General features: G+C 67.6%; 19 protein-coding genes and 2 pseudogenes. 9 read left to right on the top strand and 12 right to left on the bottom strand.

The window, feature by feature from the left end:
• Positions 1 to 178: 178 nt before the first annotated feature.
• Both fadD6 and log read right to left on the bottom strand, forming a co-directional pair.
• Positions 179 to 1,987 (bottom strand): long-chain-acyl-CoA synthetase FadD6, encoded by a 1,809-nt coding sequence (gene fadD6 / locus QOI01_RS19230; protein WP_526383714.1) that lies wholly within the window; start codon positions 1,985 to 1,987, stop codon positions 179 to 181.
• A 31-nt stretch (positions 1,988 to 2,018) separates the two neighbouring features.
• Positions 2,019 to 2,615: a cytokinin riboside 5'-monophosphate phosphoribohydrolase gene (gene log / locus QOI01_RS19225; RefSeq protein ID WP_526383716.1), complete on the bottom strand. Its 597-nt coding sequence runs from the start codon at positions 2,613 to 2,615 to the stop codon at positions 2,019 to 2,021.
• Between the two features lie 102 nt (positions 2,616 to 2,717).
• On the opposite strand from log, the pseudogene QOI01_RS19220 reads away from it, so the two are divergent.
• From QOI01_RS19220 to QOI01_RS19210, 3 genes and pseudogenes are all read left to right on the top strand, one after another.
• Positions 2,718 to 3,956 (top strand): annotated as a pseudogene (locus tag QOI01_RS19220) (tetratricopeptide repeat protein); the annotation flags it as partial.
• Between the two features lie 86 nt (positions 3,957 to 4,042).
• The gene (locus QOI01_RS19215; protein ID WP_526383712.1) at positions 4,043 to 5,200 is read left to right on the top strand and encodes an EspA/EspE family type VII secretion system effector; all 1,158 of its coding nucleotides are present in this window, start codon (positions 4,043 to 4,045) and stop codon (positions 5,198 to 5,200) included.
• Entirely contained in the window at positions 5,200 to 5,649 is a 450-nt protein-coding gene (locus tag QOI01_RS19210) for a hypothetical protein (protein ID WP_526383710.1), read from the top strand. The genes QOI01_RS19215 and QOI01_RS19210 overlap by 1 nt, the downstream gene beginning before the upstream one ends.
• Before the next feature lie 6 nt (positions 5,650 to 5,655).
• On the opposite strand, the gene QOI01_RS19205 is transcribed toward QOI01_RS19210, so the two are convergent.
• Positions 5,656 to 5,946, bottom strand: a complete 291-nt coding sequence (locus QOI01_RS19205; protein WP_526383708.1) for a hypothetical protein — start codon at positions 5,944 to 5,946, stop codon at positions 5,656 to 5,658.
• An 83-nt stretch (positions 5,947 to 6,029) separates the two neighbouring features.
• On the opposite strand from QOI01_RS19205, the gene QOI01_RS19200 reads away from it, so the two are divergent.
• Positions 6,030 to 6,827, top strand: a complete 798-nt coding sequence (locus QOI01_RS19200) for a type VII secretion target (protein WP_526383706.1) — start codon at positions 6,030 to 6,032, stop codon at positions 6,825 to 6,827.
• Here the strand turns inward: QOI01_RS19200 and QOI01_RS19195 are convergent.
• Both QOI01_RS19195 and dapE read right to left on the bottom strand, forming a co-directional pair.
• Positions 6,824 to 8,437: an ABC-F family ATP-binding cassette domain-containing protein gene (locus QOI01_RS19195; protein WP_526383704.1), complete on the bottom strand. Its 1,614-nt coding sequence runs from the start codon at positions 8,435 to 8,437 to the stop codon at positions 6,824 to 6,826. The genes QOI01_RS19200 and QOI01_RS19195 overlap by 4 nt on opposite strands.
• Before the next feature lie 149 nt (positions 8,438 to 8,586).
• Positions 8,587 to 9,654, bottom strand: a complete 1,068-nt coding sequence (gene dapE / locus QOI01_RS19190; RefSeq protein WP_526383702.1) for a succinyl-diaminopimelate desuccinylase — start codon at positions 9,652 to 9,654, stop codon at positions 8,587 to 8,589.
• 102 nt (positions 9,655 to 9,756) lie between these two features.
• Here dapE and dapD point away from each other — a divergent pair, with 102 nt between their 5' ends.
• Complete coding sequence (gene dapD / locus QOI01_RS19185; protein ID WP_526383700.1) at positions 9,757 to 10,758, top strand: 2,3,4,5-tetrahydropyridine-2,6-dicarboxylate N-succinyltransferase; 1,002 nt, start codon at positions 9,757 to 9,759, stop codon at positions 10,756 to 10,758.
• Between the two features lie 3 nt (positions 10,759 to 10,761).
• Here dapD and QOI01_RS19180 read toward each other — a convergent pair whose 3' ends face one another.
• From QOI01_RS19180 to QOI01_RS19170, 3 genes are all read right to left on the bottom strand, one after another.
• Positions 10,762 to 12,012: a glycoside hydrolase family 27 protein gene (locus QOI01_RS19180; protein WP_526383698.1), complete on the bottom strand. Its 1,251-nt coding sequence runs from the start codon at positions 12,010 to 12,012 to the stop codon at positions 10,762 to 10,764.
• Between the two features lie 177 nt (positions 12,013 to 12,189).
• Positions 12,190 to 12,540 carry a VOC family protein gene (locus QOI01_RS19175; protein ID WP_526383696.1) on the bottom strand — a complete coding sequence of 117 codons (351 nt, stop codon included), beginning with the start codon at positions 12,538 to 12,540 and terminating at the stop codon, positions 12,190 to 12,192.
• Between the two features lies 1 nt (position 12,541).
• A complete protein-coding gene (locus QOI01_RS19170) occupies positions 12,542 to 13,948 on the bottom strand; it encodes an acyl-CoA synthetase (RefSeq protein WP_526383694.1) in 1,407 nt (468 codons plus the stop codon).
• Between the two features lie 108 nt (positions 13,949 to 14,056).
• On the opposite strand from QOI01_RS19170, the gene QOI01_RS19165 reads away from it, so the two are divergent.
• The 3 genes from QOI01_RS19165 (at position 14,057) to QOI01_RS19155 (ending at position 15,685) form a co-directional block, all read left to right on the top strand.
• Positions 14,057 to 14,617 (top strand): NUDIX domain-containing protein, encoded by a 561-nt coding sequence (locus tag QOI01_RS19165; RefSeq protein WP_526383692.1) that lies wholly within the window; start codon positions 14,057 to 14,059, stop codon positions 14,615 to 14,617.
• A gap of 151 nt (positions 14,618 to 14,768) precedes the next feature.
• Positions 14,769 to 15,296 carry a pyridoxamine 5'-phosphate oxidase family protein gene (locus QOI01_RS19160; RefSeq protein ID WP_526383690.1) on the top strand — a complete coding sequence of 176 codons (528 nt, stop codon included), beginning with the start codon at positions 14,769 to 14,771 and terminating at the stop codon, positions 15,294 to 15,296.
• A complete protein-coding gene (locus QOI01_RS19155) occupies positions 15,293 to 15,685 on the top strand; it encodes a nuclear transport factor 2 family protein (protein ID WP_526383688.1) in 393 nt (130 codons plus the stop codon). The genes QOI01_RS19160 and QOI01_RS19155 overlap by 4 nt, the downstream gene beginning before the upstream one ends.
• A 15-nt stretch (positions 15,686 to 15,700) precedes the next feature.
• Here QOI01_RS19155 and QOI01_RS19150 read toward each other — a convergent pair whose 3' ends face one another.
• The 4 genes from QOI01_RS19150 to pruA are packed head-to-tail and all read right to left on the bottom strand — an operon-like array spanning position 15,701 to position 21,095.
• On the bottom strand, positions 15,701 to 16,933 hold the full coding sequence (locus QOI01_RS19150; RefSeq protein WP_526383686.1) for an MGH1-like glycoside hydrolase domain-containing protein: 1,233 nt from the start codon (positions 16,931 to 16,933) through the stop codon (positions 15,701 to 15,703).
• Complete coding sequence (locus QOI01_RS19145; protein WP_526383684.1) at positions 16,861 to 18,429, bottom strand: hypothetical protein; 1,569 nt, start codon at positions 18,427 to 18,429, stop codon at positions 16,861 to 16,863. Before QOI01_RS19145 ends, QOI01_RS19150 begins: the two co-directional genes overlap by 73 nt.
• Positions 18,430 to 18,482: 53 nt before the next feature.
• Positions 18,483 to 19,445 (bottom strand): proline dehydrogenase family protein, encoded by a 963-nt coding sequence (locus QOI01_RS19140; RefSeq protein WP_526383682.1) that lies wholly within the window; start codon positions 19,443 to 19,445, stop codon positions 18,483 to 18,485.
• Between the two features lie 3 nt (positions 19,446 to 19,448).
• Entirely contained in the window at positions 19,449 to 21,095 is a 1,647-nt protein-coding gene (gene pruA, locus QOI01_RS19135) for an L-glutamate gamma-semialdehyde dehydrogenase (protein WP_526383680.1), read from the bottom strand.
• Positions 21,096 to 21,178: 83 nt separating this feature from the next.
• Here pruA and QOI01_RS19130 point away from each other — a divergent pair.
• Positions 21,179 to 21,922: pseudogene (locus QOI01_RS19130) on the top strand (PucR family transcriptional regulator); the annotation flags it as partial.

Below are 21,922 nucleotides of genomic sequence, written 5' to 3'. Positions count from 1 at the left end.
ACATCACCTCGCCGACGGCGCGAGCACCGACGAGGTGCTCGAATTGGCCAGCCGCCTGTCCCGCGACGATGCGGTGGACGGCATCTTGGCAGACCGTCGACGCGGCACAGGCCCTGGCCGCTGGTCGCCAATGAACGCGCTCTCGTTCGGTCGCTGATCGACCGTGCGCCGAAGCCGGCTACCTGGGGCGCTTGCCGGCGACGACGTCGGCGGGGTACTCGTCGTAGAACTCCACGTAGCCCTCGTCGCGCCCGGCCAGCACGTAAATCGGGTCCTCGACCTTCCCGGCTTCCTCGTCACCTTCGCCGGAGTCGCCGCCGTAGCCCTCCTTGCGCAGGTCGACCTTCTGACTCTTGAACGTCGACGTGTGCGCCAGGGTCTCGGTGATGCGGACGAACAGCGGCACCGCGTATCTGGGCAGGTTCTCGTAGACGGCATTGGCCAGCGCCTTGCCGTCGAACTCCTGGCCGTCCTTGAGCTGGATGGCGGCCATGCCTGCCCTGCCGCCTGCGCCCTCCACCTCGACACCGAACACCGTGGCCTCTTCGACCTGCGGGTCGGTGGACACGGCCGCCTCGACCTCGGTGGTGGCGACGTTCTCGCCCTTCCACCGGAACGTGTCGCCGAGGCGGTCGGTGAAGGCGGCGTGCCCGAAGCCCTGCGATCGCATCAGGTCGCCGGTGTTGAACCAGACGTCGCCGTCCCTGAACGCGTCGCGCACCAACTTCTTCTCGGTGGCGTCCCCGTCGGTGTAGCCATCGAAGGGCTGGAAGTTGCTCACCTTGGACAGCAGCAGACCCGGCTCTCCGGTCCTGACCTTCTGCACGCGGCCGTCCTCGCCGCGCGCCGGTTCGCCCGACTCGTCGTCGTACTCGACGAAGGCGACGGGCGACGGGCAGATACCGGTCGTCTTGTCCACGTTGAACACGTTGAGGAAGGCGGTGTTGCCCTCGCTGGCCGCGTAGAACTCGCAGACCCGTGAGATGCCGAAGCGCTTGGTGAACTCGTCCCAGATGGTGGGCCGCAACCCGTTGCCGGCGATCACCCTGACGTGGTGCTTGCGGTCGGTCGGCTTGGCCGGCTGGTTGAGGAGGTAGGCGCAGATCTCGCCTATGTAGACGAAGGCGGTGGCGTCGTACCGGATGACGTCGTCCCAGAACTTCGACGCGGAGAAGGACTTGCCGAGCGCCAGCGTCGATCCCGAGTTGAGCACCGAGGACAGGGCGACCGTCAACGCGTTGTTGTGGTAGAGCGGCAGGCAGCAGTACAGGGTGTCGTCGCTGGTCAACCGCATGCCGAGGCCGCCGAAGCCGGCCAGTGCGCGCAACCACCTGTAGTGCGTCATCACGCTGGCCTTCGGCATCCCGGTCGTGCCCGAGGTGAAGATGTAGAACGCCTTGTCCATGGCGAGCACGGCCGACGTGGTGGCCGGGTTGGAGTCGGGCGCCGTCGCCGCCAACTGCTGTAGCTCGTCGAGCGTCATCAATCCGTCGGTGTTGGCGTCGCTCTCGCTGATCGGTTCGATGAAGTCGGTGTCGGCCACCATGGCCTTGGCGCCGAGCACACCGATGCTGTGTGCCAAGACCTTGCCGCGCTGGTGGTAGTTGAGCATTCCGGCCACCGCGCCGCACTTCACGACGGCGAGCATCAGCAGCACCGAGCGGGGCGAGTTGCGCAGCATCACGCCGACGACGTCGCCGTGACCGACGCCCCGCGCGGCGAGCACGGCCGCGTACCTGTTGACCGTCTCGTTGGCCTGGCGGTAGGTCAGCTGCTCGTCGTCGAACTTGATGAAGATCTTGTCGCCGTAGCGGGCGGCGCGTTCTTGGAACACCTTGCCGATGGACGTCTTCGCCGTCGGGCGCGCCAAGAACCCGGTGACCACGCCGCGGACGATGACGGGCGCATCCACGAGCAATCCCGGCAACCTCGGTGCGATGTCCAGAAGGCCGACATGGGCGCGGGTTCCGGATTTCTTGTCGCTCACGAGCCAACCCTAACTGCGCGGGTGATGGCCATTACGCCGGTCCGACGTCGCCGCCGGGGCGGCTCCCCGCTGGCGCGCACTTCTCCATTGCGGCCGCCACGTCGGCGACCACGATCAACCGGTCGATCGCACCCGCGCTGACGTAACCGGTGTCCACGAGTCCGCGTATCCACGCGAGCAGTCCGTCGTAGTGGCCGAACGGGTCGAGCATTACGAGTGGCTTTTCGTGCATGCCTAGATAACCCGCAGTCCAAGCCTCGAAGAACTCCTCGAGCGTCCCGATGCCGCCAGGAAGCACGAGGAAGGCGTCGGCCCGGTCTTCCATGACCTGCTTGCGTTCGCGCATGGTGTCGGTGACGATCAGCTCGTCGGCGTCGACGTCGGCGAGTTCGCGGTGAACCAGCGCCTTGGGGATGACCCCGACGGTGCGGCCGCTGTGTGCCCGCGCGGCGCCCGCCACCGCACCCATGGCCGAGACGTTGCCGCCCCCGGACACCAGGGTCCAGCCGCGGTCGGCCAGGGCGGCGCCGACGTGGGTCGCCAAGTCGAGCAGGTCGCCATGTGTCGGGGCGGACGCGCAGTACACGCACACTGCCCACGGGCCGCGTGGTTCTTCGGCTTCTGAAATATCAGCGGACACGAGTGCAACGTACCCGGCGGCTCGAACCGACGAGTTCGCCCGTGGCCCCTGCTACGACCGCCATACACTTCGGCGGTGTCCGATGGACCAGATGGGACGGCCGCAGCCGAAGACGCATTGGCACGGGGCGATCTCGCCTCCGCCGAGGAGTTGGGGCGCGCGGCGCTTCGGGACGGAGAGTCCCTCGCAGCCCGTCTCACGCTCGCGCAGGCGCTGGCCTGGCAGGGCCGCGGACGTGACGCGGACGCGGTCATGTCCGAGGTCGACGACTCGACGCTGAGCGAATCCGACTTGATGGCGTGGGCGCTGCCGCAGGCGGCGAATCAGTTCTGGATGCTCGATCAGCCGGAGCGGGCGACGGCCTTCCTGCGTACCGTCAGGACCAAGGTGACCTCCAACGGCGCGGGTGCGACGCTCGACGCGTTGCTCGGCACGTTCGCGATGAACGCAGGCAGCCCGGAGCGGGCCATGCAGATCGCGCGGGACGTGTTGGCGTCGCCGAACGCGGACCAGCAGGCCATCGGTTGGGCCGCGTCCGCGGCTGCGCTGTGCCATGCGCGAATGGGAAGATTCGCCGACGTCGACGACCTGGCGGCCCGTGCCATCGCCGCGGGCCATCCTGGCCTGTTGCGTTTCACCAGCGCCTTCGGGCAGACGACCGCGTTGATCATGTCGGGCGAGCTCGACCGTGCGCAGGCACTGGCAGAAGATCTCGTCGACGGCTCACGGGCAACGCAGCCGAGTCATGCGATCGCCCGACTCCTGGTGGCCGACGTGTTGATCGCGCGCGGACAGTGCGCCGAGTCCGTCGAGATTCTGGAGTCCGTTACGGCGGCGCTGGCCCCGACGGGTTATTCGTGGGGCCCGTTGGCGTGGATGTTGTTGGCGCACAGTCTCGGTCAGCTGGGGCGGGTCGCCGACGCGGGCCGGATGCTGGCCAGGGCCGAGTCCCGGCACGGACTCAAGTCGATGTTGTTCGCGCCGGAACTGTCGCTGGCACGGGCGTGGACGGCGGCGGCGCGTCACGACGGGCCTGGAGCGATCAACGCTGCGCGGGAGTCGGCGCGAGCGGCCGAGCGGGGCGGCCAGTCGGCGGTCGCCTTGCGGGTCCTGCTCGACGCGGTGCGCCTCGGCGACGCGCGGGCCGCCGATGCCATCGAGCGGCTGGGGGTGGACTGTGTCGTCGGTGACATTTCGCTGAACTACGCGCGGGCTCTGACCGCAGGCGATGCCGCTGCGTTGGACGCGGCGGGGGAAGCGTTCGCTGGGATCGGCATGCACGGTGTGGCCGCGGATGCCGCGAAACAGGCTGCGACGGCACGCCACTGAGAGTCGGCGTTGCCTCGTGATTAGTGCGCTCGACGTTCGCTGCCTGGCCTTAGGCTTGGAGTCGACTATTGGAAACGGGGGTTCGCGTGGGTGTGCTTGACGGCTTCTTGTCGACGTGGTCGAACGCGCACAACACCTTCGGGCAGGGCACGCCCCCGACCGGAGAGCAGTACGACAAGAGCGGACCGCTGCGCGACCTGCAGGCCAATGTTCAGTCCGCGGCCCCGGGCTCACACTGGAGCGGAGACGCCGCGGCGGCCTACGACACCGCCAACAAGGACCACCACGAAGTCATCGGCAAGCTCGCCGGCCTCGACCAGCGCCTCGCCGCACAGGCCAACCAGTCCGCCCAAGTCGTCACCACCGGCCGCCAAAACCTCGACGCCGTACGCCAGTGGGTCCTCGACGCCGCCGCCAGCGTGCCCGCAGGCAAGAACCGCGAGCAGATGCTCGTGCCGATCGTCCAGAACGGCCTCAGCCAACTGACCGAGATCGTCACCAAGTCCAACGGCGACCTCTCGACGATCGGCGGCCAGGTCCGAACGATCGGCAATGAGTACCAGGCGCTAGGCATCCAGAATTTCGGCACTCCCGGCGTTCAGGCTGTCGGCAACTTCAAGACCGCAGGTCCCTTCGATACACCCGGGGAGACGGAGGTACAGCGCAACCCGCTCACCCCCGGGCGACCCGCCGACCCCACCAACCCTTTCGTCGGCGACCTGGACTTCGGTCAATGGGAGACGGTGCCCCTGCCCCCAACCGGACCATATGCGCCTCTGACACGCGGATACCGACCGTTCGGCGAAGACACTCCTCTCAGGGTCGGGCCACCTACGGGTATGTACGTACCCGGGCAGACCTGGGTAGCCGATGAGGATGCACCGATCGTCCAGTACAAGGAGGGTTATCGGTTCCGAGTCGCGGCCACCGAGGCTACCGATATCACGCGCGTGGTAGACGTGAACGGCGAGTCACAGGTGCAACGCTGGGTAGGCAATGTTTATGAGTACCAACGCAATACCTCATTCAACGCAGGCGGTGACCTGGTTGGCCTGCCTCCGGTCCAGAACATCGACCACACCTGGAAGCCAATTTCGTTGCCGCAGATCGCTACGCTGTCCGCCAACAACATGGGAACGAGGTACTACGTGCCCGATGGCTGCGGAGGAACGGTGAACTTCGGTGGTGGTGCTACCGAGAACGCCGGACCGCCGCGGCCTCCGATCATGACTCGGCCGCGTTGATGACAGCCCGTCGATGGTGGATCACGGGCGTCGGCGTCGTGGTGGTCGCTGCAGTGGTTGCAGTCGTCTTGATCTGGTTGGTGCCAGACGATTCGGACTCGGGCTGCGCGAAGGTGCGCCAGATGCTCAAGTACAACAAGGCGCACAACAAGGCGATCACCGCGCAGTCTGACCCCGACAATCCGACGGAGACGAGCTTGTCTGACTATCAGTCCTGGGCAACCCGACTGAAGGCATACGCCGATGACGTCGCCGACCCGCGGCTCGCGCCCCATACCCACCAGGTGGCGGTCATCGCGGCCCAAACCGTCGCGGTCGTCGAGCAGGCGCGGGATGACTCTGCTCAATCTCCGGTACCGGGACCTCCGCCGTGGGCCCAAAGACATGCACAGTTGAATGCGCAGTTCAGAGACGAACTCGGGGCGCTGGAGCAGGCGTGTCCCGCCTGACCGAGGTCAAACCCGCCGAGACCGCCGGGCCGGACCCTCGCCATCCACGTCGTCCTCCCGGCCAGCCCAATCCGGTCTCGGAGTCGGCGGCATTGCGCCCCTTATCTGCCCAAGGTGGCTCGACGACTCCCTGGCGGGAAATCCCTTGGCCCGCACATTGCGGATGAAGACCACCACGATCACGACCATGGCAAGCACTAGGAATACGACCAGGGCGACCTTGACCAGCGACATTGGTAGCAGCGTAGTCGCCGTCGACATCACGAATTCCTGCGTCTCGTCTGAAATCTCTGCCAACTCAGCTCGTCGATCGGCAATAGAATCGTCATGAGGTTGCCGAGCAACCCAACCGTTCCAATTCCACCAAACGGAGAATCAAAATGGGCCAACCGCTGTCCGTGGACCCCGGCGGCGTGAAGTCTCTGGGGCAGATCCACGACCAGGTATCGGCCGCGGTGTCGAGACTCACGGCACTCTCGCCAAGTTCTGGGGACGCAGAGGCCGCCTACGGGACGATCTCGTCGGCCTTCACTTCCGCGCTGGGAGCGGCGCTCCCGAGCCGGGATGGCACGTTCGCGGCCACGTCGACGTCCAGTGAGACCATCGGCAAACTGCTCCAGGCTGCCGCCCAGGCCTATGAACAGGGCGACCAGGCGAATGCCGAGAAACTCAAGGCCGCGGCGGAGGCGCTGGCGGGTTCGAGCGGGGCCGGTGGAGCGGGTTCACAGGGCGGCGCAGCCGGAGCGGCCGGTGCGGGATCGGCCGGCGCGGGGGCGGCTGGCGGTGGAGGTGCCGAGATGGCGGGCCAGATGGCCAGCCAGGTCGGTCAGATAGCGCAGGGCATGGCCCAGTCGGTGCAGGGACTCGCGCAGGGGTTGACGCAGCTGCCTCAGCAGATCATGCAGGGCGTCCAGGGCATCGTCGAGTCGGCCACCAAGGGTGGCGCGGGATCCGACGAGGCAAAGGCTGACGAAGCCAAGTCCGACGAGGACAAGGACAAGGACGCCAAGCCGGACGAGAAGCGCGCAGAAGAGCAACGCAGCCGGCAGGCACCGCCCGCCCACACCGAGGGCGCCCAGCCAGGTCGGGCGACCGACGGCGGTCGCGCTCCCGTGCCGCCGGCCGCCGCGGAGCGCCCCCAGCCCGCGCAGACCCGCCCGCAGCAGTCACCGCTCTAGATCAACACTCCGTCGGCGACGCGGAGCCTGCACTGAACTCCGATCGCAGCCAGGAACCTCTCGTCGTGGCTGACCACCACGAAGGCACCTCGGTAGGCGTTCAATGCGGACTCCAACTGACCGACGCTGACGAGATCGAGGTTGTTGGTCGGCTCGTCCAGTAGCAGCAGCTGCGGCGCCGGTTCGGCGTTGAGCACGCAGACGAGTGTCGCCCGCAACCGTTCGCCACCCGACAACGCCGCGACGGGCAGGTGGATGTGGTCACCGCGAAACAGGAACTGCGCCAACAGATGCATGCGACGGGTGTGCGACAGGCTCGGCGCGAATGCGGCGAGGCTCTCGGCGACGGTGCAGTCGAGATCCAGCAGATCGAGCCGCTGGGACAGATGGGCGATCCGGCCGTCGGCCCGCTGTACGCTCCCATGGTCCGGCGACAGATCGCCGTTGATCATCCGAAACAGCGTCGACTTGCCCGCTCCGTTGGACCCGGTGAGCGCGATGCGTTCGGGTCCACGGATGTCGAAATCGATGCCGTTGTGTCCGAACAGATCTCGGCCACCCAGACGCATTCGAAGGCCGCGCGCGGCGAGAACGGTGCGACCTGCGGGAACGTCGGTGTCGGTCAGGTCGAGCACGATGGCGTCGTCGTCACGCAGTGTGCGCTCGGCCTGATCGAGGCGCAATCGGGCATCGTCGACCCGCTTGGCGTGCACGTCGTCGGACCGGGCCGCGGACTCCTGGGCGTCGCGCTTGAGCTTGCCGGCCACTATCTTGGGCAAGCCGGCGTCCTTCACGTTGCGCGCGGCGGTGCTCGAACGCTTGGCGGCACGCTCGCGGGCCTGCTGCATCTGCCGCTTCTCGTGCTTCAGCAGCTGTTCGGCGTTGCGTTTGTCGGCCTCGGCGGACCGTTGGGCCGCGGAGATCGCATTCTCGTATTCGGTGAAAGTACCTCCGAAGAAGGTGATCTCACCGCGATACAACTCGGCGATGCGGTCCATCCGGTCGAGCAGCACACGGTCGTGACTGACGACCAGCAGGGTACCGCCAAAGTCATCGAGCGCGGCGTAGAGCCGTTGCCTGGCCTCGACGTCGAGGTTGTTCGTCGGCTCGTCGAGTAGCAGCACGTCGGGCCGCTTGAGCAGCTGTGCAGCCAGGCCCACGGAGATCACTTCCCCACCGCTCAGTGACCGCAGAGGCTGGGCAAGAGCGAGGTGGCCCAGCCCCAGCCGGTCGAGTTGGGCGCGCAGCCACTCCTCGACGTCCCAGTCGTCCCCGATCGCGGCGAACACCGCATCCGAGGCGTCGCCGGTGGCCAGCGCGTCGAGGGCGGCGATGACCGGTGCGACACCGAGCACCTCGGCGACGGTTCGCTCACCGTCCAACGCCAGAGTCTGCGGCAGGTAGCCCACCGTGCCGTCGACGGTCACGGACCCAGCGGTGGGGCGGTGCTCACCGGCCACGAGTTTGAGCAGCGTGCTCTTGCCCGCCCCGTTGGGTGCGACCAGGCCGGTGCGGCCGCCACGGATGGTGAAGGACAGATCGGTGAACAGCGGGGTGTCGTCGGGCCAGCCGAACGACAGATGCGAGGAAACGATGGAAACGTCGGACATGCGGGAGGTCTCTCGGTGGGTGCGTGGCACCGGGCCATTGCACTGAAACGGAAAGGAGGACGTGCTCCGGTCACCCGGAGATGTCTTCTCCCACCATGTCTTCGGCCCACCTCGTGTTGATTCGACGCTTGCAGACCATGTTAGCGGCGTCAGTCAACCAGATATTTCCGCAGCGTCTCGGTGGCCGCGGTGATCTGCGCGACGTCGACGCATTCGTCGACGCGGTGCGCCATGTTCGGGTCGCCGGGGCCGTAGTTGACGGCGGGGATGCCGAGCGCCGCGAACCTGGCCACGTCGGTCCAGCCGTACTTGGCGCGCACCTGTCCTCCGGCGGCCTCGACGAGCGCCGCGGCGGCCGGTTTGGTCAGCCCGGGCAGTGCGCCCGCGGCGGCGTCGGTCCGTTCAATGTCAAACTCCAGCCCGGCCAAAACTTCGTGCACGTGCGCGGTCGCCTGCTCGACGGTGCGGTCGGGCGCGAAGCGGAAGTTCACCGTGACCGACGCGGCGTCGGGGATGACGTTGCCCGCGATGCCCCCGTCGATCCGCACGGCGGACAGCCCTTCGCGATACGTGCAGCCGTCGATGTCGACGTTGCGGGGACGATAGGACGACAGCCGGTCGAGTACGGCGCCGAGTTTGTGAATGGCGTTGTCGCCCAGCCACGATCGCGCCGAGTGGGCACGGGTTCCGGTGGCGCGGACGACCACGCGAATGGTCCCCTGACAGCCCGCCTCGATGAAACCACCCGACGGTTCGCCGAGAATGGCGACGTCGGCCTGCAGCCAGTCGGGCAACTCGCGTTCGATGCGGCCGAGGCCGTTGGCGCTGGACTCGATCTCCTCGCAGTCGTACATCACCAACGTGATGTCGTGCGACGGCGCGGCGACGGTGGCGGCCAGGTGCAGGAAGACCGCGTCGCCGGACTTCATGTCCGAGGTGCCGCAGCCGTACAGTTCACCGTCCACCAGCCGGCTGGGGAGGTTGTCCGCAGCCGGGACGGTGTCGGTATGGCCCGCGAGCAGCACCCGCGACGGTCGACCGAAGTCGGTGCGAGCCAAGACGGCGTTGCCGCTGCGGATGACCTCGTAGCCACCTGCCTGCGCGCGCAGTGCCGCCTCGATCTCGTCGGCGATGCGCTGCTCGTTGCGCGACTCGCTGGGGATGTCCACCAGCGCGGCGGTCAGCTCGGTCGGATCAGCGCGTAAATCGAGAGGCACAATTATCGAGGCTAGCCGGTCGCCCGCGTGAACCCGCCGGGCGCGTCAGGACACTTTTGTGTCTGGCTCGCGCCGGAGAGTCGTCCAGTAGCCTTTAGCAACGTGACTTCCGCATCAGGCGTCGGCGTGGCCACCATAGCGGCCGACGGAACGATTCTCGACACGTGGTTCCCCGAGCCCGAACTGTTCGGCGACGGGCCGTCCGGTGCCGGGGGTCCCCCCGCTCGCGGGGGAGAGCGCAGCGACCCGGGAATTGTCACCGGCACGAACCGGCTCTCGGTGGCCGAGGTGACCGACGAGCTGGCCGCGTTGACCGGTCGCGACGAGGATCGCGACGTGGAAACCGTCATCGTCCGTACGACGATCGCGTCGCTGGACGACAAGCCCGTCGACGCCTTCGACGCCTATCTGCGGCTGCACCTACTTTCACACCGCCTGATCGCTCCGCACGGCGCGAACATGGATGGCGTCTTCGGGGTGCTGGCCAATGTGGTGTGGACGAGCTACGGACCGTGTGCGGTCGAAGGGTTCGAGCTGACCCGGGCGCGATTGCGACGACGCGGACCGGTGGCCGTGTACGGCATCGACAAGTTCCCTCGCATGGTCGACTACGTGGTGCCGACGGGCGTCCGGATCGCGGACGCGGACCGGGTGCGCCTCGGTGCCCACCTGGCATCGGGCACGACGGTGATGCACGAGGGCTTCGTGAACTTCAACGCCGGGACGCTGGGCACGTCGATGGTCGAGGGCCGGATCTCGGCTGGCGTGGTGGTCGACGACGGTTCCGACATCGGCGGCGGCGCTTCGATCATGGGCACCCTGTCCGGCGGCGGGAAGGAGACCATCTCGGTCGGCAAGCGCTGTCTGCTCGGCGCCAATTCGGGTCTTGGTATCTCACTCGGCGATGACTGCGTGATCGAGGCCGGTCTCTACGTGACGGGCGGCACCAAGGTGACCACGGCCGATGGTCAGACCGTCAAGGCCCGGGACCTGTCCGGTGCAAACAGCCTCCTGTTCCGACGCAATTCCGTGTCCGGAGCGGTCGAGGTGGTGTCTCGCGACGGCACCGGCATCACGCTGAACGAGGCGCTGCACGCGAACTGAGCCCTACTCGCAGCGCGTCACTCGCAGCATCACGACCCCGTGCGCGGGCACCGTCTGCCCGATGTCGCCTGCCGTGGTCGTCTCGGAGTGCTCCCAGAGATCGCGTACGACGTAGCAGTCGGCCCCGGACAGGCCGACCGCCCTGGTGTCGGTGTGGATCGAGACCGGCACGGCGGCGGAGTTGAACAGCGCTACCGCGACCGAACCGTCGGCCAGTGGCTTGACGATCACCCGGGGATCGTTCAATAGCGGAAGCCCTTGCAGCACCAGCGGATCCTGGTCGACGGCGATGACATCGCGGTTGGTCAGGATGGCCCGCGTCCCCTCGTCCATCGAGCGCACGTCATTGCCCGCCAGAAGGGGCGCGGCCAGCATCGCCCACAACGAGAAGTGTGCGCGCTGTTCGGTTTCCGTCAGGTCGGGGCGCTGCGGCCCGAGTGACATCGTGGGGTGCCCGTTCGCGAACTCGTTCCACCCGATCCCGACCACCAGCATGTCCGGGTCGTTGACGTGCTTCGGGCCGTCGCGGGGCGCGACCGGGCCCGCGGCGGTGAACGCCTGGCTGACGCCGGCGAGACCCTCAGCCCAGAGCGCATCGTCACCCCAGGCCGGCACCAGGTCCATCGCGTCCCGGCTGACGTCGGCGATGTGGGACCAGTCGTATTCGGAGCCCGCGTCGGGATCGCCGGAACTGTTGGGGTTGATGCTGTAGACGATGTGACGGCCGCTGGCGCGCAATGCATCTCGCATCGCCGCGAAGTACTTCACCTGTTCGGTGTGCCCGGCGTCCAACCGGCACCAGTCGTACTTGAGGTAGTCGATGCCCCACTTGGCGAACGTTCCTGCGTCAGCCTGTTCGTGACCGGCGCCGCCGATGCGCGGGTCCTGACCGCAGCCCTGGTTGAACGGACTGTGATAAATGCCGAGCAGCATGCCGCGCTCGTGGACGTAGGTCGCCAACGCCGCGATGCCGTGTGGAAACCGGGCAGGGTCGGCCCGAAGGTGACCATCGGCATCCCTGGTGGGCGCGGCCCACCCGGCGTCGAGGTTGACGAAGCGGTAGCCGGCGTCCCGCATTCCCGAGGACACCATCGCGTCGACGGTGTCCTCGACGGTCTTTTCGGTCAGCGGGATACCGGAGTTCCACGAGTTCCACCCCATCGGGGGCGTCTGCGGGGGATGCGGTTGCGGAGCCGGTGAACTGCACGCAGCCAGCACGGCGACACAGATCATCAGGACCCACAGTCGACGCACGCGGCCATCCTGACACCGCTATCTGTGCGGCGGGGTCGAGGTTCCTGTGGGGCCGCGCGCGAGCGTGCGTGAACTGCCGAATCGATTCGGCGCGTCCGGCACAGACACGCACGCTCGCGTCCGTGCCACAGCCGTACCCCGAAGACCGGAGGCCGTCGGGTCTGCTCCGAGAGGGCCTCAGTCCTCGGCGGCCAGGATGCAGAACTCGTTGCCCTCTGGATCGGCCAGCACCACCCAGGATTCGTCGCCCTGCCCGATGTCGACGTGCCGTGCGCCCAGCGCGATGAGACGGTCCACTTCGGCCTGCTGATCCTCCGGCGTGAAGTCGAAGTGGATGCGGTTCTTCACGACCTTGTCGTCGGGCACCGCGAGGAACAGCCAGTCCGGGCCCGCACCCGCAGGTGCACGCAGCACGACGTCGCCGTCGTCGGCGGGCTCTCGGCGCCACCCGAGCACGTCGGACCACCAGGCGGCGAGCGCCTCGATGTCGGCGGCATCAATGCAGATGTCGGTGAACCTCAGTGCCATCTCAGTTTCCCAGCCCCAGTTCCTTCTTCAAGACCTTGCCCATGGCGTTGCGAGGAAGGGCGTCCACGATGCGCACTTCGCGCGGTCGCTTGTGTGCCGAAAGCTGTTGTCCCACGTGGTCGATAAGCTCCTGCGGTGCGGCGGAGCCGACGACGAAGGCCACGATCCGCTGGCCGAGGTCGTCATCGGGGACGCCGACGACCGCGACCTCGTCAACACCTGCGTGCCCGAGCAACACGGTCTCGATCTCCCCCGCTCCGATGCGGTACCCGCCGGACTTGATGAGATCGACCGACTCTCGGCCGACGATGCGGTGCATGCCGTCACCGTCGATCACGGCGACGTCACCAGTGCGGTACCACCCGTCGCCGCTCAGCACCTCGGCGGTGGCGTCGGGCCTGTTGAGGTAGCCGTCGAACAGCATCGGTCCGTGAACCTCGAGTCGCCCAATGGTTTCCCCGTCGTGCCGCACCGGGGCACCGTCGTCGTCGGTCAACCGGGTCTGCACGCCGTCGAGCGCAAGGCCCACCCAGCCTGGTCGCCGTTCGCCGTTCGCGATGGTGCTGAGCGTGATCAGTGACTCGGTGCTGCCGTACCGCTCGACGGGCGCATGGCCGGTCAACCGGGACAGTTCGTCGAATACCGGAACCGGCAGCGGGGCGCTGCCGGACACCAACAGTCGCGCCGACGACAACGCCAGGGCCGCATCAGGATCACCGACGATGCGCGACCACACGGTCGGGACACCGAAGTACAGCGAGCCACCGGCCTGCGCGTAGGCGGCGGGCGTCGGTTTCCCCGTGTGTACGAAGCGGTTTCCGATCCGAAGCGACCCAAGCAGACCGACGATCAGCCCGTGTATGTGGAACAGGGGCAGGCCGTGAACCAGGGTGTCGTCCGGCGTCCACTCCCACGCCGCGGCCAGCGCGTCGATGTCGGCGGCGATCGCCCGGCGACTGATCAGCACGCCCTTGGGCGGACCCGTCGTGCCGGAGGTGTACACGACCATCGCGGTCGCGTCCGGCGGCGGCTCGGCGTAACGGTGCCACGAACGGGCGTGCAGACGGACGGGGACGTGCGGCAGCCCCTCGAGATCCTGGGGCACCTCACCCAGCCACGCCCTGGCGCCGGAATCAGCGAGGATGTGGTGGCGTTCGGCGGCTCCGACGTCGGCGGGGACCGGAACGACGGGGACACCCGCGATCAGGCAGCCTGTGATGGCGAGCACCGTGGTGGCGGTGGGCGTGGCGAGGACGGCGACCCGGCCCGCACCGGCCACGCGTTCTGCCACCGAGGTGGCCGCGCCGACGAGGTCGCTGCGGCTGAGCGTCGCTCCGTCGATCCGCACGGCGTCCGCGACGTCGTGACCGCCAGCGACGGCCGAGGGGTTCAACGAAGCCAGCAGCATGTCAGCGAGGCTACCGCGCCGTGCCGAATCCCGGGTCGCTGCGCTCCTGACCTCCGTGCCGAATCCCCGGGTCGCTGCGCTCCTGCCCTCCGTGGTGATACTGGACGCGTGGATCCCATCGAACGCGTTGACTCCCGCGTGGTGTACCGGAACGCCTGGATGATCGTTCGCGAGGACGACATCCGCCGCCAGGACGGCACCCCCGGGATTTACGGCGTCATCGACAAACCGACGTACGCCCTGGTGATCGCGGCCGACGGCGACCGGTACCGGCTCGTCGAGCAGTTCCGCTACCCGATTGGGTTGCGGCGATGGGAGTTTCCGCAGGGCACCGCCCCGGGCACCCTCGACGGAGACGAGCCGCCGCCCGCCGACCTGGCAGCCCGGGAGCTCCGCGAGGAGACCGGGCTGCGCGCCACGTCCCTGGTGGTGCTCGGCCAGCTCGATCTCGCGCCTGGCATGAGCAGCCAGCGCGGGTGGGTGTTCCTGGCGACCGGGATCACCGAGGGCGACCACGAGCGGGAGCACGAAGAGCAGGACATGCGCAGCGAGTGGTTTACCGGCGCGCAGATCGAGCGGATGATCGTCGACGGCACCATCACCGACGCACAGACCATCGCGGCGTGGACGCTGCTGCGGCTGCGCGGGCTGACCGCCGCCGAGACGTGATGGCCGCAGGTCTTCGGCTGATCGTCGCGGCGACCCTGCTGACGGCCCGCGCGCCTACGGACATGCCCGTGAACCTCCGGCGAGCCCTCCCACCGATGACTTCTTCTCACCCGCCCGGTCAGTACTTCACGAGACGAAGGAGCAGAACACCATGGCGGTCACACCTCGCAACCTCGACGGCTACGGCACGCCGTCCATCGAATGGGACCGGGTCGAACAGACGATGGGCAACAACGTGCCTCAGGCGCCCGGTACCGGCGGCCCCGGCAGACATACGGCCTGGCTCACCACACTCGACGCGACCGGTCAGCCACACGTCAGACCGTTGGGCATCGCGCTGTACTCCGGATCCTGGTACTTCAACTCAAGTCCCGACACCCGCAAGACGCGGAACATCGCCGATGACGCGCGGTGCGTCGTGAGCCTTGCCACCGAACCCTTCGACCTGGTGGTCGAGGGCACAGCCAATCGCGTGACCGATGCCGACGAACTGGCCGGCGTCGCCGCGGTGTGGGTCGAGCAGGGTTGGCCTGCGTCTGTCGATGGCGACGCGCTCACTGCAGACTTCAGCGCTCCCTCCGGGGGCAAGCCGCCGTACTACGTCTACCGGGTGGACCCCTCCACGGTGTACGCGTTCGGCACGTCAGAACCGTATGGCGCCACCAGGTTCGACCTGTGAGCGACGCCGACGAGGTCCGAGGGCTGATCACCCGTTGGGTCGATGCGGTGGCCCGGTGCGATCTCGAAGAGGTCGTGCGCCAGCACGATCAGGGCATCGTGATGTTCGACGTGCCGCCGCCGTATGCCGGGGTCCGTGGCATCGACGAGTACCGCGACAGCTGGGGCCCGTTCTTCGAATGGCTACGCCAGGGCGCCACGTTCGAGCTCACCGAACTCGAGGTCGTCGCCGATCAGGACGTGGCCTTCGCGTTCGCGCTGCTTCGATGCGGCACCCCGTCGGACTTCGAGGCCAAGCCGGACAACCGGTTGCGGGTCACGGTCGGCCTGCGCAAGTTCGATGACCGCTGGGCCGTCGTACACGAACATCACTCGTTCCCGATGACCTGACTTCGGTCGGGGCGCTCAGGTTTGGCCCTTCTCCCGCATGAGTCGCGCGATGATTTCGCTGAACGACGGGAGCGTGCCGTGCCTACGGCGGATGACGTCGGCCACCAGTGCGGTCCACCCGGTCTGATGACTGGCCCCGAGTCCGGCCCCGTCGTCGCCGTTGAAGTATTCGTAGAACAGCACGTCGTCGCGCCATCGCGGATCGTTCTGCAGACGGTCGACGGCGCCGAAGCACGGTCGGCGGCCGTCGCCGTCGACCAGGAAGATGTCGACCAGTCGCTTCCAGATGTCGGCGGCGACCACCTCCAGAGTCGTGGACGTGCCCGAACCGGTTGGGTATTCGATGGTGAAGTCGTCGCCAAAGAACTCGTGGTAGCGCTCGAGCGCCCTGGCGATGAGGTAGTTCAACGGAAACCACACCGGACCACGCCAATTCGAGTTGCCCCCGAACATCGCCGTCGTCGACTCGGCGGGCTCGTAGTCGATACCCGCACGGACGCCTTGTATCTCGATCGCGTAGGGATGGTCCCGGTGGTATGCCGACAGCGAGCGCAACCCGTGCGGCGACAGGAACTCCTGGGGGTCGAGCAGCTTCTCGCACACCCTGCGCACCCGGTCGGGGCTGGTGACACCGACGAGGATCTGATGCTGACCGGCCTTTCCGTGCAGGATCCCGCCGGCGTGCAGCCCGTCGTCGAGGCGTCCCTGCTGACGACGCAGATAGCTCGCGAAGCGCTTGTTGGTCACCAGGGCGAGGCCCAGCGCCTCGTCGTCGACGACGGCGACCGCCAGCAGCGGAACCACCGCGGCGATCGAACGTACCCGCAGGGGCACCGCGCTACCGTCGCGCATCAGAACGCGGTCGTAGAAGAGGCCGTCCTCGTCGTCCCAGATCCCCACGGTGTCAAGGGCTTCGGCGATGGCCGCGAAGTGCTCGAGGAACTTCTGCACGAGGTCGAGGGTGGGTCGGTGGCCGGACACGTGCAGGATGGTGGCGATCATCGCCATCCACAGCGCGTAGGTGGCCATCCAGCCCGTGGCGTCGGACTGTTCGAGCACACCGTCGATCGGAAGGTGCGAACGGTTCATCGGTCCGATGTTGTCCAGCCCCATGAAGCCGCCCTCGAAGAGGTTCGACCCGTCGGCGTCCTCCCGGTTCACCCACCAGGTGAAGTTCACCAGCAGCTTGTCGAAGATGCGGCTGAGGAAGTCGATGTCACGGCCGCCGTCGATGGCGAAGATCTCCATCGCGGCCCACGCATGCACGGGCGGGTTGACGTCACTGAAGTCCCACTCGTACGCGGGCAGCGCACCGTTGGATGTTGGAACCACTCCCGGCACAGCAGGTTGAGTTGGTACTTCGCAAACGCGGGGTCCACGTGGGTCAGCGCGACGCACTGGAATGCCAGATCCCACGCAGCGAACCACGGGTACTCCCAGGTGTCGGGCATCGACATGATGTCGAGCGCCTGGAAGTTGCGCCACTGCCCGTTGCGGATGTCCTTGCGCTGCGGCGGCGGTGGCGGCTGACCGGGATCGCCATCGAGCCACCGCGCCACGTCGTAGTGGTAGAACTGCTTGCTCCACAGCAGCCCGGCGAAGGCCTGACGCATCACCGAAGCCTCGTCGACCGAGGCTTCGGCGGGGGTCAGGCCCAGGTAGAACTCGTCCGCCTCGGCTCGCCGGACGTCGATCACCCGGGTGAAGTCGCGCGAGAGGGCATTGGCCGACCCGGTTTCGGCACGCGCAGGCCTCAGCCGCACCCGCAGTTGCGCGGTCTGCCCTGGCGCGACGGTGAGCTGGTACCAGGCCGAGCACTTGGCGCCGTGACGTGCCGGGTTGACTGTGTCGGCACCGGAGACCACGTGGTCGTTGATGCCGTCCTTCGGCCACGGCGTCGTCGCCGCGGTGCCGTAGAGCCTGACGACGTTGGTCTCGTTGTCGCAGAAGATCAGCTCCGGCGTGGCACCGAGCGGGTCGGTGCCGCAGACCATTTCGAGTGGCCCGAGCAAGGGGTGCTCGAGGCTCACCGTGGCGTCCGACGTCGCCACCAGCTCGGGTGCCTGCTCGCCCCGACCGTCCCACGACCACGTGTTGCGGAACCACAGCGTCGGCAGCACGTGAAGCACTTCGGTGTCGGGTCCGGCATTCGTCACGTCGATCGTCATCAGGACGTCTGTCGGGTCCGCCTTGGCGTAGGTGACGTCGACGACCCAGTACCTGTCGTCGTCGAAGATCCCGGTGTCGAGCAACTCGTACTCGGGGTCGAGCCTGCCCCGCCTGCGGTTCTCCTCGAGCAGTTGCTCGTAGGGAAAGGCCCGCTGCGGGTAGTGGTAGCGCCAGGTGTTCCACGCGTGGCTGGGCACCGCGTCGCGGTACCACCAGTACTCCTTGACGTCCTCGCCGTGGTTGCCCTCGTGACCCGTCAGGCCGAAGGCGCGCTCCTTGAGGGTCGGGTCGTGGCCGTTCCACAGGGCCAATGCGAGGCACAGCCGTTGTTCGATGTCGCACCAGCCGGCAAGACCGTCCTCGCCCCAGCGGTAGGCGCGCGAACGAGCGTGGTCGTGAGGGAGGTAGTTCCAGGCGTCGCCGTCGGCGCTGTAGTCCTCGCGGACAGTGCCCCACTGGCGTTCACTGAGGTACGGCCCCCACAGGTACCAGTCGCTGGCCTGGCGAAGCCCCAGATCGAGGCGACCGAATCCATCGATGCGTTGTTGCTCGGCACCCGGGCCGGTGACCGTCATGCACACCTCCTCGGGGCATGGGTCAGCCTAGGTGATCACCGGATGTTCGACGCTCAGTGACGCCGCTCGGCCAGCGCTCGCAGGAAGAACGACAGGTTGGCGGGCCGTTCAGCCAGGCGTCGGACGAAGTAGCCGTACCACTGGCTGCCGAACGGCACGTATACCCGGACGTTGTTGCCCTCGGCGGCGAGCTTGCGCTGCTCCGCGTCGCGGATGCCGAAGAGCATCTGATACTCGAAGTCCTCGACCCCCCTGCTGAATTCGCGGGCCAAGCCGGGTACCGCGTCGATGACGACCGGGTCGTGCGAGGCCACCATCGGGTATCCCTCGCCCGCCATCAGCACCCGAAGACACCGCAGATAGGAGTCGGTCACCTCATCGCCGTCGCGGTATGCGACCGACGCGGGTTCGTCGTACGCGCCCTTGCAGAGTCGGATCCTGGCGCCGGACGCCGCGAACTCCTCGCAATCGCCCTGGGTCCGCTTCAGATACGCCTGCAGAACCGTTCCCAGCCATCCGAAGTCGGCGCGCAGCTCGCGCACGATCGACAGCGTCGAATCGGTGGTGGTGTGATCCTCGGCGTCGACCGTCACCCATGCCCCGAGGTCGCGCGCCTTACTGCAGATCGTGTGCGCATTCTCGAGCGCGATCTTCTCTCCATCGCGAGGAAGCGCCTGACCGAGCGCGGAGAGCTTCAGCGACACCTCCAACGGTCGCGGGCCGTCAACTACCTCGCGACGCTGGCCGAGCGCCTCGAGCAGATCCACGTAGGCGCGCACCGTGGTGTCCGCGGCATCGCTGTCGGTGACGTCCTCACCCAGGTAGTCGATGGAGACGAAACGGTGCGAATCACGCAGTGCAGAAACCGATGTCAGAGCATCGTCGACGGACTCACCGGGCACGAACCGGTGCACCACCCGACGGGTGACGGGCATCCGCTCGGCCGTGCAGCGCAGTCCGTCGGATCGGGCAGCAGCCAGGATGACGGGCCGTGCGACCCGCTGGAATAGGCTCATCGGTCACGCCCCCATGTGCGTGTAGTCGTGGTCGGTGGGCGGAACGAACGTCTCCTTGATCGACCGCGCCGACGTCCAGCGCAGCAGATTCAGCGCCGAGCCGGCCTTGTCGTTGGTGCCGGACGCGCGTGACCCGCCGAAAGGCTGTTGGCCGACTACGGCGCCCGTGGGTTTGTCGTTGACGTAGAAATTGCCTGCGGCGTAGCGCAATCGGTTCTCGGCATCCAGTACCGCTGCGCGGTCGTCGGCGATCACCGCACCGGTGAGCGCATACTTGGACCCGCGATCGACAACGCCGAGCACGTCGTCCCAGCGGTCGTCGTCATACACGTGCAGAGCCAGTATCGGACCGAAGTACTCCGTTGAGAAGGCCTCGTCCGTCGGATCGTCGGAGAGCAGGACCGTGGGACGGACGAAATATCCTTCGCCGTCGTCGTATTCGCCACCGACGGCGATCGTCACGCCCGATGCGCTCTTCGCGCGCTCGATGGCTTGGGTGTTCTTGGCGAAGGCACGCTCGTCGATCAGCGCACCACCATAGTTGGACAGGTCCGACACGTCACCGTACGCGAGCTTCTCGGTGGCGCCGAGGAAGTCGTCGCCCATCCGCTGCCACACCGAGCGGGCAACGAAGGCGCGCGAGGCCGCCGAACACTTCTGTCCCTGGTAGTCGAAGGCGCCCCGAATGAGCGCGGTGCGCAACACGTCTGGACGCGCTGACGCATGTGCGACCACGAAGTCCTTGCCGCCCGTTTCCCCGACCAGCCGCGGGTAGGTGTCGTAGCGCTCGATGTTGGAACCGACCTCCCGCCACAGATGCTGGAACGTCGCAGTCGAACCCGTGAAGTGGATGCCCCCCAACCGCTGATCGGACAGCACCACTTCGGACACTGCGTAGCCGTCACCGGTGACCAGGTTGACGACTCCCGGCGGCAGCCCAGCGGCTTCAAGCAACCGCATGGTGAGATACGCCGAGAACGTCTGCGTGACAGACGGTTTCCATACCACCGTGTTGCCCATCAGTGCGGGCGCCGTCGGGAGATTGCCCGCGATGGCGGTGAAGTTGAAGGGGGTGATTGCGTAGACGAAGCCCTCGAGCGGGCGGTAGTCGGTACGGTTCCACACTCCGCTGCTGCTGACGGGCTGTTGCGCCATGAGCTGCCGGGCGAAGGCCACGTTGAACCGCCAGAAGTCCGCGAGCTCGCAGGAGGAGTCGATCTCGGCCTGGTATGCCGTCTTGGACTGACCGAGCATCGTGGCGGCGGCCAGCTTCTCCCGCCACGGCCCGGCGAGCAGGTCGGCCGCCCGCAGGAACACTGCCGCCCGCTCGTCGAATGGGGTCGCGGCCCAGTCGTGCTTCGCAGCGATCGCGGCGTCCACCGCCGCCGTCGCCTCGGTGTGCCCGCCGTTGGTCAGTGTGCCGAGCACCGCGCTGTGCCGGTGCGGCTGGACGACGTCGATGCGCTGGCCGACGCCCATGGTGTGCCTGCCCGCGATCACGTGGGGAAGGTCGACCGGTTCCGCCGCGCTCAGCGCCGCCAGTGCGTCGGCGAGCCTGGCCCGCTCGGGACTGCCGGGGGCGTACTCGCGCACCGGTTCGTTGGCGGGGACCGGTACGTCGGTGATGGCCGAGAAGGCACTGGAGGTCATGTGATCAGGGTCTCTCAAACGCCGTGCCGACCCATTGGCCGATCGGACAAACATTGTCGAGTTCGGCAGTAAGATCCGACAACATGAAGGCGACCGGCGTCGGACTCGGTCAGCTGCTCCTTGCGCTGGACGCGACCATGGTGACCCTCGTCGACGCGCCGCGCGGCCTCGACCTCCCGGTGGCGTCCGCGGCGCTGGTCGACGCCGACGACGTGCGCCTCGGGCTCGCGGTCGGCGCGGGGTCAGCCGACGTGTTCTTCCTCCTCGGCGTCAGCGACGACGACGCACTCGGCTGGCTGGATCAGCAGGTCACGCGCCGGGCACCCGCAGCCATCTTCCTCAAAGAGCCGTCCGACGCCGTGGTGGCCCGCGCCGTGGCGGCGGGCACGGCCGTGGTCGCCGTCGAGCCGAGGGCCCGTTGGGAGCGGCTCTACCGCCTCGTCGACCACGTCTTCGAACACCACGGCGACCGCGCCGATCCGCTCTACGACTCGAGCACCGACCTGTTCGGTCTCGCGCAGTCGATCGCCGACCGCACCCACGGCATGGTGAGCATCGAGGACGTCCAGAGCCACGTCCTGGCGTACTCGGCGTCCAACGACGAGGCCGACGAGTTGCGGCGCCTGTCCATCCTCGGCCGCGCGGGCCCGCCCGAGCACCTTGCGTGGATCGGCCGGGCGGGGATCTTCGACGCGCTGCGCGCCACGGGTGAGGTCGTCCGCGTCGAAGCACGGCCCGAACTGGGTCTGCGGCCGCGCCGCGCGGTCGGGATCCACCACCTGGCGTCGGACCGCAGGCGCGGCCCCGTCTTCGCAGGCACCATCTGG

Origin of the sequence: Mycobacterium sp. (assembly GCF_032162605.1) — a bacterium.
Taxonomy (GTDB): Bacteria; Actinomycetota; Actinomycetes; order Mycobacteriales; family Mycobacteriaceae; genus Mycobacterium.
The sequence above is the reverse complement of the archived record's forward strand: the minus strand, read 5'-3'. Positions and strand labels throughout refer to the sequence as shown.